Here is a 12,778-nt window from a genome sequence, read left to right on the forward strand (position 1 = left end):
GCTTAAGATCGCTTCGCATCAATGGACGACTTGCGGCGTCGCAGCCAGCGGATTCCGCCACCACAGGTCAATGCCAACATGGAACCAATGGATGCCGGTTCGGGAACCGCCGTGACCGATGCCGGCGTGACGAATGCGGTGTCGCTGGCGAAAGCGTCGATGCGAACCGCTTCAAGAGACATGTGAGGGCCGGCACCACTGAACGTCAGCGTGTACTCAGACTCCGGTGCTGAGCCAATGTCCCAAATGGCCATGTATTCGTTGTCGAAGGCAGCCCCGAAACCGCTTGACACCAGCATTTCTTCCGTCAGTCCAGCAATACTGGCAGATTGTCCGTTCAGTAGAAGACTGGAAATATCAAGCACGCTTCCGAACGTTCCAACCTGGGCAACAAAACGTGTGTTTGTGCCCGACAAGGAAGTAGTCGGAACGACTACGGATAGAGTGGTAGCGACGCTCGCGTTGTAGATGTTTCCACCACCGGTCAAAAAAGCCATGCCGGTGGTTTCGGTGACTGTGCTCGTGTCGACGTCGGTACCGAATGAACCAAGTTCGGGCGTAGCATTGGTGGTTGTGCTGAACACATCCCAGCTGGCGAAAACAGATCCGGAGAATCCTTCATCCCAACCGAACCTTTCATCGCCAGCGGTTGGAACGATAAGGGCACCGCTGGATTGGGATGCCGCGGATGCAAGTACGAGCACTGCCACAGCGCACGGCAACACCGCGCGCATCAAAGTCAAATTCATAGCCTCAGCCTGTGTAGAAATCTCTTCTGGTTTTCGAGAAACAAACCGTCGGCAAGTTGGCTGGCTGAGGCCGTCAATTGCGGTGTGGCTGGCTAGAGCGCCGGCGGTTGATGCGATTGATTCTCAATAAAGGCAGGCCGCTTGGAAAGTGGTTCGAAGCGAATTTTTGCAAAATTTCATGTGTTAATCTGTGCGCTATCTGGAACCGGGAAACACGGCATTTTTTTAGACTTCGGCGACTCGATGCCGGTCCGATCCGCATTCCAGTCGATGCCGCGCCCCCCGTGTTGGATCCGCTGGACGAGGCGCGTTGACCCCGTAAACTTCACGCCCCGCCCTGATGCCAATTCAGGTTTCTTCCTTCAATCCGATGTGCGTTTTTGATGTCTTTGTCTTTCCATCGATGGTTGATCGCCGGGCTTGCGAGTCACGCTTTGCGACGGTGTTTGTTTTGCCTTGGCTTGATCATCTCGCTTGGCAATGTTTGCAGTGTTGCTTTCGTCGCCGGCCAAACGCCCGATGCTCCGCGATTTCAATCCAGCAACATCGCGGTCGTTGAACGAAGTCTTCCGACGATTTGGTCGCCCGATTCTGGAATCGTTTGGACCGCCGAGATTGAAGGCTATGGCCAATCGACGCCGATCGTCGCGCACGATCAGATCGTGGTGACATCGACCAGTGGTGAAATGAAGGACAACTATCACGTCACGGCATTCGATCCCGCTGACGGCAGTCGTCTTTGGCAAGTCGACGCGGCCAATCCGTCGCCGTTCAAGAACACGCCGATGGTCAGCCGGGCTGCACCCACCGCGGTGGCCACCGACGAAGGCTTCGTTGCCTTTTTCGAAGGCGGTGTGTTGATCGGCATCGACACCAAGGGCGGCAAAACCTGGCAGCGGGATTTGGTCGCCGAGTATGGACCGATCACCGCGCGTCACGGTTTGTCATCCTCTTTGGAAGTGGATCAGCAACGGGTCTACGTTTGGGTGGAACGATCGGAGGAGCCGTATGTGTTGGCGATCGAACCTTCGACAGGCGAAACGATTTGGAAATCACCGGGCATCGGCGCGACCGCATGGGCATCGCCTCGCTTGATCGATGTCGGCGATACGCAACATCTGGTGTGCAGCGCGATCGGAACCATCGTTGGATTGGACCCCGCGACCGGCGAACGGCTGTGGCAGTTTGACCAGATCGATAACAACAGTTCATGCACGCCGATTCCTGCCGGCAACGGTCGGTTTGTCATTGGTGCATCCGACGGGCGTGATGCCGGTGCGGCGGGCGAAGCGGCGGCCAGCAACGGGTTGATTGAAATCACTCGTGATGGCGATCAGTACCAAGTCGACTATCGCTGGCGTGCGAAGAAGGCCACGTGCACCTTCGGAAGCCCCGTCGTGGTCGGCGATACCGCGGCTTTCGTGAATCGTGCCGGCGTGCTGTATCGGCTGGACATAGAGACCGGGCAACAAGTCAGCGTCGACCGGACCGCAGCCGGCGGCGTCTGGGCCACCCCGTTGGTCACCGACCAGCATCTGTATTTGTTCGGCTATAAAGGCACGACGGTGGTCATCGATCGGACCAGTGGTGATACGGTTTCCGAAAACCGCGTTTGGAACGCCGAAGATGCTGAGAGCAGTCTCGGTGGCCACAAGATTTATGCCGCCGTTGCGGTCGATTCGATGTTGGTCTTGCGACGTGGCGACAAGTTGTATGCGATCGCCGACACTGACCAGCCGTAGTATTGATTCAGCCATGTTTGTTGCCCACTGGAATACATTCCTTCGATGAATTCACCCCCTGTTTCAGATCCTCTGACGACCGTCCGCGAAGTCTTGATGCGTCGCCGCACCGAGAAGATTCTCGGTGACGTGGATGCTCCGGTGCAAACGCCTGAAAACCAACGGGCGCAGTTCGATGCGGTGGTGCGAAAGTGTGTTTCGGATGCGGGGTGGGCGCCGTTTCACTTCGTCCGTGGCGTTGATGACTTGGCCGAACCGTGGCGGGCTAACATCCTGTGGCAGGATCAAGCCCAAGCCTTGGGTAAGCTACTGAAACACCAGCACGGTGACGCGACCAAGGTTCCGCCGCTGTTGTGTGGATGCGGCGCGGTCGTCCTGGTCACCTGGTTGCCGGAAACGGATCCGATGGCTTTCGAAAAGGGCGATTGCACATCGATCCAGAAATCCGCGGCCCGCGACGAAGAACACTTGGCGGCGACCGGCGCAATGGTCCAGAACCTGTTGCTGTTGTTGACCGCGGCGGGGATGGGGACGTACTGGTCCAGCGGCGGGAACCTGGGCAAGCCGGTGGTGTTCGACCTGCTGGGGATCCCCGCATCGGAACGGTTGATTGCCGCCGTTTTCGTCGACTATGCCGATACCCAGGGCGAAGTCACCAAGAAGCCTGGAGCGCACCGTGACAAACGCGGTGCCGCTTGGATTCGAGAGGCGTCTGTTTCGGACGGCTGAGCGTTCCGTCTTTAGCCGGTTGGTCAGGTGGCTGAGATTGGGTCGAGGAAACGGAGAGACGTTCGGCAGGCACGTTGGGGATTCGCCATACTGAGGTTTTCCCGCCAAGGCTTCTGCCCCGCCCCTCGCCATCCCACCGTATCGTGATGTTTTCTGGAAAGTTCTGTCAGCTTTGGATCGTGCTGTTTTGGCTCGCCTTCGCGAATGCTATTGCACCTAGGTCCGCCTTCGCCGCCCACGCGGAGTCCCCGAACGTCTTGTTCATCTTGACCGACGACCAGCGTTGGGACTGTTGGTCGGCGGCAGGCAACGAGCAAATCGCCACGCCTAATTTGGACCGCATCGTCCAACGGGGAACACGATTCACCAATGCGTTTGTGACGTTGGCAATTTGTTCGCCCAGTCGCGCCGCGTGTCTGACCGGACGTTACGGCAGTGTCAACGGCGTGACCAAGGTCGGCACAGCGAAGATTCGCGACGGCCAGCCCACCTTCGCGAAGGTATTGCGGGATGCAGGCTATTGCACCGGAGTCACCGGGAAGTGGCATCTAAAAAATTCGCCCAGCGATTGCGGGTTCCAGTTTGCGGCGACTTGTTGGTCCAACGGGACTTGGTACGACCGCAAGTTTGACATCAATGGCGACACGCAGGTAATGCCGGGCTTTGTCGACGATGTTACCGCCGATCAATCGATCCGGTTCATTCGCGATTGTGCACAGCAAGCGAAGCCGTTTGTGCTGTGGATGAACACTCAGGTACCGCACATGGATCACCGGTTCCGCTGGCCCGCTGAGCAGCAGTATCTAGATCGGCGTGAAGTCGCCGAGATGCCTTTACCCGCGACATGGGACGACGACCTGAAAGGAAAGCCGGAGTATCTTTCGAAGTCACGCAGTCGGACACAGGCTTTGTCGTACGGCTATGACGACCCGGACCGAATCCGGTCACATCATCGGGACTATTATGCCGCGGTCGAACAAATGGACCGCTCCGTGGGGCGTGTTTTGGATGAATTGGAATCTTCGTCGTCGACGCGTCCGACTTGGATCATTTTCATGGGTGACAACGGCTGGATGCTGGGTGAACACGGGATGACCAGCAAGGTTCTGCCGTATGAAGAATCGATGCGCGTTCCGATGGCCATTGCCGGTCCAAACACCGGTGCAGCGACTTGTGATGCGTTGGTGTTGAACATCGATTTGACCGCCACGATTTATGAGCTGGCTGGGATTGAATCCCCGCCTTGGTTGCACGGTCGCAGCCTGTTACCCCTGGTCCAGGATGAGAAGGTCGACGATTGGCGGACCAGCATTTTGTACGAAGCCCCCACGCCACAGTTGGGCAGTCGGCCGTTGTGGGCGGTTCGCGACGAACGATGGAAATACATCGAAACGGTCTTGGACGATTCGACGACCTTTGCGGAGTTGTATGACTTGCAAAAGGATCCGAATGAGGCCAATAACTTGGCTTTGAGTGATCAGCAACAAGGACGTGTGGAGAGGTTTGCCAAAGAACTGATGAACCATCGGCAGGCCATTGCGCTGACGTCGACGGAACAATCGGATGCGACGACGCCGTCAGACTCTGATGATCAAAACACCCGCCCCACGCGGACTCAACAGCCCGTTCGAACCGACATCCACATCAGTGGCGTCTATCCACATCTGACGACGTACGGAATTTACAGCCAGGACGGTGCGCATACATTGCCGGGGCACAACGAATGTGGCATCGGTGCAGTGGTGCCTTGGGCGGGTAAATTGTGGATGGTCAATTATGCGCCCCATATGCCGCGAGGCAGCGAACACAAACTGTATTCGGTGGACGCAGACCTGACCGAGCCGATGACCGTGCACCCGGAAAGTGTCGGGGGCACTCCGGCGGGCCGGATGATTCATGCGGAGTCGCAGCAGTTATTGATCGCACACTACGCGATCGATCGCGAGGGTAAGGTGCGTGCAATTTCACCCAAGCAGATGCCGATCCGTGTGACCGCGATTGCACGCCATCTGACCGATCCAGCCAACATGGTTTACTACGTCGACATGGAAGGTTCGATTTGGGAAGCCAACGTACATACGCTGGATGTGAAGCGACTTTTCAAGAAGCCTGTTCCCGGATGGCATGGCAAGGGCGGCTATACATCGCAGGGACGATTGGTCGTCTCCAACAATGGCGAACTGCACGTTGGGAATTATGACGATGTGTTGGTCGGTGGGACGGCAAAGACCGATGAAGAACGCGGTGTGCTGGCCCAGTGGGACGGCAAGCAATGGCAGATCGTCGAACGCCGTCAATACACCGAAGTCACCGGCCCACAAGGAATCGCCGGGGGCAGTGACGGCAATGAACCGGTCTGGGCCATCGGTTGGGATCGTCGTAGTTTGCGTCTAAAGGTTTTGACCGACGGGCAATGGTCGACCTACCTATTGCCGAAAGCGGCGTATTGCAACGACGCCAGTCACGGTTGGTATACCGAATGGCCCAGAATTCGGCAGATCGGAGATGGCCGCTGGATGATGGACATGCACGGGATGTTCTTTGACTTTCCGCCCACATTTTCGGCGAACAACACGGCGGGCATTCGTCCGATCGCCAGCCATTTGCGTTATGTCCCTGACTTTTGTGACTTCAACGGTCAATTGGTTTTGGCCAGTGACGAAACCAGCATCCAGGGCAACCCACTTGCCGGGCAGCCTCAGAGCAATCTGTGGTTTGGCAAGTACGAAGATCTGTCTTCTTGGGGCCCGGCGACGGCGTACGGTGGGCCGTGGGTGGAAGACAAGGTTAAGGCGATGGTTCCGTCCGATCCGTTCCTGGTCGCAGGATTTGATGACCGATGCTTGCACCTGAGTGTGGGAAGAAAGAAGCGACCGGTCCCGTCGATGACGCGGGCCAGCGACCAGCAGACGATCCATGAAGTTCCGTCGAAGCTTGCCGGCTTGACCCGGATCGCCATCCCACGTGGCGACTGGCATCGCCCTGCCCCGGGCTTTCGGTTTGAAGTTGACGTTCCGGTGACCGTCTATTTGGCGGTCGATCAACGTGGAAATCCCAAGCTTGCTGATTCTTGGCAGGCGACACCGATGTCGCTGCGTTGGGGCAAAGGGTTCACGGACAAGGTGTACCGCCGCAGTTTTCCCGCCGGTGTCGTGTCGATCCCTGGAAATGCCAGCGAACACAAGCCGGGCAATTTTGGAATGCCACACTTGGCTTTCGTTGCTGCCAATGACGGTTCGATCGTGCAGGCTCGACCCTTGGACGCGGCCACCGCAGCGGTGCCACAATCGGCGAGAAAGCCGGGTGTTGATCCGACTCCGGTGACTTTCACTTTGGAAGTGGATCGCGGCGGACTTGGGCAATGGGAACATTTTGATTCGGTCACGGTTCCCGCCGACGGCTATTTGCCCTACTTGTTCCCCGAGAATTTCGACGCACAGTGGTTGCGGCTGACGGTGGACCGAGACTGTGTGGTCACCGCGTTCTTGCATCAGGTCGATGCGTCGTCGCACGATGGCCAGGCCAAGGATGCGCAACAGTTGTTCGCCGGGCTAGCGGATATCGCTGACGAAGATGCATCGATGACACGAGTCTATCCGGCGAAGCGAAATCGAAACCTGCGAGTGATCACCGAGGGCGACCGCTTTTTCGAATTCAGCAAAGCGGGATTTGAGTTTCAGGCGGATTCACCAGACCCGCGTCTACAGGGTTTGTTGGATGTTGAACCAGAAGCGTCGGTCGACCGTGCATCGGTGGTCGTGCACTACCAGGGCCAGACGTATCGATTGCCCAAGGGGGATTCGGCGTTTGATCGCACGATGCTTGATCCGGCGTGTCGCATGGTGCGGGAAGTGGAGTCCGAACGGCACTTGGCGAACCTGCATGGCACCTTTTATGAGCTGCCCTTGGTGACCAATGGTGCGCCGCCGGCATGGAATCGGATCCGTCCGGTTGCCAGTCATCGCAAGTGGATTTCCGACTTCTGTTCGTGGAACGGCTTGCTGGTGTTAGCGGGCTTGGCGCCGGATGCCGTCGGCGATTCGCACGTTTTCTTAAATGCGGATCGGACCGTCGGATTGTGGTTCGGTGGCGTGGACGATCTTTGGCAATTGGGCAAGCCGGTCGGACACGGTGGCCCCTGGTACGAATCCGCCGTCGTCGCCGACGTGGCTTCGGATGCGTATTTGATGACTGGATATGACCAGAAGACGATGACGGTGTCGCACGAGCATCAGAGTGATGTGACGTTCACGGTCCAAGTCGACGTGGATGGCACTGGTTTGTGGGTGGATTACGTCCGTTTGACTTGCCCCGCCAACCAAGAAATCACCCATCGTTTTCCAGATCGGTTTTCCGCGTGTTGGGTGCGATTGATTTCCGACACGGATACGAAGGCAACGGCACAGCTGGTTTACGAATGATTTGCGCCTTTGGAGGGATACGCCATCGGCGAAATGCGACCTTTGTTGAAGGCGCCGCTGCGTTATGGTGTGTCGTTCTTGTCGCGGATGTGTCGGCGTCGGCCGGACTGGTAAGTGTTGGAATCGGGCAAGTCCGTGTCGGTTTGTTCCATCAGTTTCTGCAAGAACGGTCGGCACCATCCGCATCCGGTGCCCGCGGAATAGCACTGCGAAAGTTGGCTGAGCCGTCTTGGTTTTTCCACTCGGATGAACTGAACGATCTTTCGTCGTGTGACTTGAAAGCACAGACAGACCATGTCGTCGTCATTCATGGCGGCGAATCAACCCAAACGCGGTGGATCTAGGAAACGATCGGTTCCGATCAATACTTGCCGGTGATCAGACCGGTGGCGATCCGGCAAGCATCCAAGTAGTCGGGGATATTCAAACGTTCGTCGACCGTATGGATATTGCATTGGCCACAGCCCATGGTGACCGATTCGATCCCGTGGATGAACAACCAGTTTGCGTCCAATCCCCCGCCGGCGACTTCGATAAAGGGGGTTCGTCCCAGGTCGCGCACCGCAGCGTCGGCCGCCGTGATTGACGGATGATCTTCGGGCAACCGGAACGCTTCGTAATCGACGTGCGAATCAAACTTCAGCTGGCCACACTGGCCGGCGTCGGTGCAAACACTGGCGACTGCGTTTTCGAATGCTTGGCGAATTTCCGCGACGATCGCCATCCGCATGTTGGCGTCATGGCTGCGGGCTTCGGCACGCAGGGTCAATTGAGGCGTGACCACGTTGGTTGCTTCGCCCCCGTTGATGACACCCACGTTGGAGGTTCCCACGCCCTGGTCTTTGACGACTTTGCCCAGCCAACCGCGTTGGTGCAAATCCGCGATTGCAAGGGACGCCATCGTGATCGCGCTGGCTCCCTTTTCTGGGGCCACACCGGCATGGGATGCGATCCCCGTGATCTCGATTTCCAAGCGTTCGCCACCGATCGCACCGTTGGTCAGCTTGTCGACTGAACCACCGTCGAAGTTGAAAGCGCGGTCGACTTTGCCGATCAGGTCCTTGTCCAAATGACGTGCGCCCTCCAAGCCGACTTCTTCTTGAATGAAGAACGCGATGACGGCGGGCGGCAGATCGACTCGCCCGCAATTCAAGCGTTCGATGGCCGCAGTTAAAATCGCCGCGCATCCGGAGCGATCATCGGCGCCCAGGCCAGTCGGCGTTTCGCTGGTCATTTCATCGCCCTGGCGAACCGGCTGGCTGCCGACACAGATCGGAACCGTGTCCATATGAGCCGAAAGCATCGTGGTCGGCCCCGAACCGGTGCCCGGCAGATGGACGATCAGGTTCCCACAGTTGCCGGGAATGCGGGTCCGCTGGTTCGCGTCGTCGAATGCGATTTGTTGCCCGTCCAGCCCCGCGTTTAGCAGAGCCTGGACGATCTGCTGAGCGACCATTTTTTCGTCGCCGCTTTTTCCGGGGATCTTGGTCAGTTCGACGAAACGATCCAGGGCGGCGTCAGCGTTCATCAGCGTGGGGCTCATTGTTGGGTGGCTTGGGGGAAACGAAATGCCATTTTGCCGGTCACGACGCATTGTCGATTCAGGCGGTGGCCAGAAAACTTCGCCGGCTTCGTCGCGGTAGGGCTTGGTGGGCGTCGCAAAGTCTTCGATGATGGGCAGTCTAACACCATCTATGGACCAACAGAATTGACCACCGTGCTTCCCACCGTCACCCCACCCGACCAGACCAGCGCGTCCAAGCGGCACCTGCTGGACTTGACCGACGCCGATCTGGCCGAGTGGATGAAACAGCAGGGACAGCCCAAGTTTCGCGTCGGCCAAGTTTGGTCTTGGGTGTTCCAGCGTCGTGCGGATTCGTTCCAGATGATGAGCAATTTGCCGGCGGCGTTGCGTCAACGGCTCGACGAAGACTTTGTCATCTTTCAAGCCGACGAAGCCGCGTGTCAAACCAGTTCCGACGGGACAGAAAAACTGTTGGTACGGCTGGCCGGTGGGGGCGAAGTCGAGTGCGTGCTGTTGCGTGACGGAATCCGCCGCAGCATCTGTGTCAGCAGCCAAGTCGGATGTGCGATGGGATGCGTTTTCTGTGCCAGTGGTTTGGACGGAGTGGAACGCAATCTGACCCGGGGCGAGATTCTGGAACAGATGCTGCGTTTGCAGTCACGATTGCCCCAAGACGAACGCTTGAGCCACATCGTCATGATGGGGATGGGGGAACCGCTGGCAAACCTGAACAACGTGTTGGCGGCATTGGATGTCGCGAAGTCGGAAAAGGGGCTGGGCATCAGCCCGCGACGGATCACGATCAGCACGGTCGGATTACCACCAGCCATCGATCGCTTGGCGGCTGCCGATGTGCCATTCAATTTGGCCGTCAGCCTGCACGCCCCCAACGAAGCGTTGCGAAACGAATTGGTGCCGGTCAATCGAAAGGTCGGCATGGAAGCGGTGCTGCAAGCGGCCGATCGATACTTTGCCGCCAACGGTCGACGCTTGACGTTTGAATATGTCTTGTTGGGCGGTGTGAACGATGACGAAACATGCGCCCGACAACTGGTCAAGTTGTTGAAGACGCGGAACGTGATGCTGAACGTGATTCCGTACAACCCGGTTGCGGGCTTGCCGTACCTGGAGCCGACCAAGACGGCGATCGCCAAGTTCCGCCAAATCTTGGAACAAGGCGGCGTGACCGTGAAGTTTCGTCAACGCAAGGGCGGCGAAATCGATGCCGCTTGCGGTCAACTGCGTCGGAATCGACAGACGACCGGCTAAGCGTTTGCTCCCGGTCGTTGCCTGAGGGGCGATTCTGTCGTCGTCCTAAGGTTGTCGAATCCAATGACGTTCGCGTTCGGGGTTGTTCGGACGACTAGCAGCGCCTGCGGCCGACGACTTCGACGTTGCAAAGGGTGACGCGGCCAGCGCGTCTTCGGGTGATCCGTTCAGGCTGGGGATCGGTGTCGACGGTGCGACGGATTTGGGCCCCATCTGCATCGTCATCGCATCGCGAAAGGTCGCCCCGGCGTTTGTCGGTTCATTGCCGGAGGGAAGCGGAACGTCGGAAACCGTTGGACGCAACTGAGTCGCCGCGGTTCGGCCTTGGACACCGGTGGCTTCGGCGGCGGCGGTTTGCGGGCGGGCGGCATCATTCTGGTTGATGTTGCCCTGCGCGTTGTCGGCGCCGGATGGATTCGTTCCGAGCCCGGCCAGGGATCCACCAAACGGCATGCGGGGCGGTGCATCGGCCGGTCGCTGGGTTTGCCCCTGGGGGCTCTGGGCGGTCGGCTGGGCGTACTTGGCAACCGCGTCGAATCGCTGTCGCATCGTTTCGGTGGGTTGGACCGGGACGGCCAGGTCCTCGTACGTCAGCGGCAAATTCATCGGCGGACGGCGTACTGAAGGCCCCGGAGGGGGCGGCGGCGGATCGTAAGCGACCAGATCGGTCAGCGACTTTAGATCATCGCTTGCTGCCGGGCCGGCCTGTTCCGAACGAGGGCCAGGCGCGGTGAAAAGGTCGCCTGATTCACCGAACAGATGGCCGGTTTCACCAAACAGATGGCTCTGCGATGCCGTCGGACCGGTGGCCCTGGCGGGTGGCTGAGTCGGCTGAGACGACTTTTGGTGAAGGCGGAAAGGCAATGCCGCCAAGACGCCGCCGACGCAAATGACGACGGCAAGATTCAAGACTCGCACGGACGAAACCTGCAACGAAGGTGGGGTGGCGTCGTCCGTGATGGGTCAGGCGAGCTTCATGCTCATCGATCTGCATCGGCACCACCGAGAGCAATGCATCAATGAAATTTCAAAGATTTTCCAAAATTCGACTCAGCCCACCTTCTTCGCCGACGCCCTTCGACGAAAACCATTCGGACTGATAGATTTTTCCGCTCCGACGCCGAGGCGTCCGTTTCGCTTTTTCCCATTCCTTCACCCGTTGCCCCGCCCAGATCCACATGGAAGCCGGAATCGTTGGCTTGCCGAACGTCGGCAAAAGCACGTTGTTCAATGCTTTGACGCTGTCCAAGGCCGCGCAAAGCGAAAACTATCCGTTCTGCACGATCGAGCCCAACGAAGGCATCGTCAGCGTGCCGGACCAGCGTTTGGACCGGATCACCAAGTACATCGTGCCGCAGAAGTTGATTCCCGCGACGTTGAAGCTGGTGGATATCGCCGGCATCGTCAAAGGTGCTAGCGAAGGCGAAGGTTTGGGGAACAAGTTCCTGAGTCACATCCGCGAGGTCGACGCGATTTTGCAGGTCGTCCGCTGTTTCGAAGACCCCGATGTCACCCACGTCGCCGGGTCGGTGGATCCGCTGGCCGATATCGACACGATCGAAACCGAATTGATGCTGGCCGATCTACAGTCGTTGGAAAATGCGTTGGGCAAAGCCCAGCGGACCGCTCGCAGCGGCGACAAGGAAGCGAAACTGCGCGTCACGGTGATCGAAAAATGCAGCGAGCATTTAAACGAAGGCAAGCCGCTGCGATTGCTGAATCTGAATGAGGCCGAAAATGCCGCGATTTCCAGTTTCGGATTGCTGACGGCCAAACCCATCCTGTTCGTCGCGAACGTGGACGAGACCGACTTGGACGGCAAGAACCCGCTGGTCGACAAGGTCCGCCAACATGCCGACAAGGTCGGTGCCGACGTTGCCTGCGTGTGTGCGAAGCTGGAGGCGGAGATCGCGGAATTGGATGAAGAAGACCGCGAAGAAATGCTGGCCGACGTTGGGCTGGCCGAACCGGCGCTGAATCAGATTGCCCGAGCCGCCTATCACACGCTGGGTTTGCAAAGTTACTTCACCGCCGGCGAAAAGGAAGTCCGTGCTTGGCCGGTACCCATCGGTGCGACCGCGCCGCAAGCGGCAGGGGTGATTCACAGTGATTTCGAGCGTGGGTTCATTCGCGCCGAAGTCTATTCTCTTGACGATCTGGAAGAACACGGTGGCGAAAAAGAGATTCGACAGGCCGGTAAACTACGCGTGGAAGGCAAAAGTTACGTGATGCAGGACGGCGATATCTGTCATTTCCTGTTCAACGTCTGAACCACCGCGGTGCCGACGGCATCGCTTTCGATCAAACTCTGTTCCGCCCCTGACCCGACCACATTTTCCTCCG

Annotated in this window: 9 protein-coding genes; 5 read left to right on the forward strand and 4 right to left on the reverse strand. The window is 58.3% G+C overall.

Annotated features, from left to right (window positions below; genetic code table 11):
- Positions 1-2 precede the first annotated feature (2 nt).
- Entirely contained in the window at positions 3-734 is a 732-nt protein-coding gene (locus HFP54_RS15775) for a PEP-CTERM sorting domain-containing protein (RefSeq protein WP_168565853.1), read from the reverse strand.
- Positions 735-1,132: 398 nt separating this feature from the next.
- On the opposite strand from HFP54_RS15775, the gene HFP54_RS15780 reads away from it, so the two are divergent.
- The 3 genes from HFP54_RS15780 to HFP54_RS15790 all read left to right on the forward strand — a co-directional run bounded on the left by HFP54_RS15780 (position 1,133) and on the right by HFP54_RS15790 (position 7,641).
- A complete protein-coding gene (locus tag HFP54_RS15780) occupies positions 1,133-2,491 on the forward strand; it encodes a BamB-related PQQ repeat family beta-propellar protein (protein WP_168565854.1) in 1,359 nt (452 codons plus the stop codon).
- A gap of 45 nt (positions 2,492-2,536) precedes the next feature.
- A complete protein-coding gene (locus tag HFP54_RS15785) occupies positions 2,537-3,220 on the forward strand; it encodes a nitroreductase family protein (RefSeq protein WP_168565855.1) in 684 nt (227 codons plus the stop codon).
- 146 nt (positions 3,221-3,366) lie between these two features.
- Entirely contained in the window at positions 3,367-7,641 is a 4,275-nt protein-coding gene (locus HFP54_RS15790) for a sulfatase-like hydrolase/transferase (protein WP_168565856.1), read from the forward strand.
- 62 nt (positions 7,642-7,703) lie between these two features.
- Here HFP54_RS15790 and HFP54_RS15795 read toward each other — a convergent pair whose 3' ends face one another.
- Complete coding sequence (locus HFP54_RS15795; RefSeq protein ID WP_146413309.1) at positions 7,704-7,952, reverse strand: (2Fe-2S)-binding protein; 249 nt, start codon at positions 7,950-7,952, stop codon at positions 7,704-7,706.
- Between the two features lie 50 nt (positions 7,953-8,002).
- Positions 8,003-9,184 (reverse strand): M20/M25/M40 family metallo-hydrolase, encoded by a 1,182-nt coding sequence (locus tag HFP54_RS15800; protein ID WP_146413310.1) that lies wholly within the window; start codon positions 9,182-9,184, stop codon positions 8,003-8,005.
- A 174-nt stretch (positions 9,185-9,358) separates the two neighbouring features.
- On the opposite strand from HFP54_RS15800, the gene rlmN reads away from it, so the two are divergent.
- Entirely contained in the window at positions 9,359-10,435 is a 1,077-nt protein-coding gene (gene rlmN / locus HFP54_RS15805) for a dual-specificity RNA methyltransferase RlmN (protein WP_315853915.1), read from the forward strand.
- Between the two features lie 45 nt (positions 10,436-10,480).
- Here rlmN and HFP54_RS15810 read toward each other — a convergent pair whose 3' ends face one another.
- On the reverse strand, positions 10,481-11,353 hold the full coding sequence (locus tag HFP54_RS15810) for a hypothetical protein (protein WP_168565858.1): 873 nt from the start codon (positions 11,351-11,353) through the stop codon (positions 10,481-10,483).
- Between the two features lie 260 nt (positions 11,354-11,613).
- On the opposite strand from HFP54_RS15810, the gene ychF reads away from it, so the two are divergent.
- Entirely contained in the window at positions 11,614-12,705 is a 1,092-nt protein-coding gene (ychF, locus tag HFP54_RS15815; RefSeq protein WP_146413313.1) for a redox-regulated ATPase YchF, read from the forward strand.
- Positions 12,706-12,778 lie beyond the last annotated feature (73 nt).

Source organism: Crateriforma spongiae, assembly GCF_012290005.1.
Classification (GTDB): Bacteria; Planctomycetota; Planctomycetia; order Pirellulales; family Pirellulaceae; genus Crateriforma; species Crateriforma spongiae.

What these genes read in the sequence shown, in the direction of transcription:
- HFP54_RS15785 (WP_168565855.1), top strand. Translation starts at nt 2,537, where the DNA reads ATGAATTCACCCCCTGTTTCAGATCCTCTGACGACCGTCCGCGAAGTC.
- HFP54_RS15780 (WP_168565854.1), top strand. Translation starts at nt 1,133, where the DNA reads ATGTCTTTGTCTTTCCATCGATGGTTGATCGCCGGGCTTGCGAGTCAC.
- HFP54_RS15790 (WP_168565856.1), top strand. Translation starts at nt 3,367, where the DNA reads ATGTTTTCTGGAAAGTTCTGTCAGCTTTGGATCGTGCTGTTTTGGCTC.
- ychF (WP_146413313.1), top strand. Translation starts at nt 11,614, where the DNA reads ATGGAAGCCGGAATCGTTGGCTTGCCGAACGTCGGCAAAAGCACGTTG.
- HFP54_RS15800 (WP_146413310.1), bottom strand. Translation starts at nt 9,184, where the DNA reads ATGAGCCCCACGCTGATGAACGCTGACGCCGCCCTGGATCGTTTCGTC.
- HFP54_RS15775 (WP_168565853.1), bottom strand. Translation starts at nt 734, where the DNA reads ATGCGCGCGGTGTTGCCGTGCGCTGTGGCAGTGCTCGTACTTGCATCC.
- HFP54_RS15795 (WP_146413309.1), bottom strand. Translation starts at nt 7,952, where the DNA reads ATGAATGACGACGACATGGTCTGTCTGTGCTTTCAAGTCACACGACGA.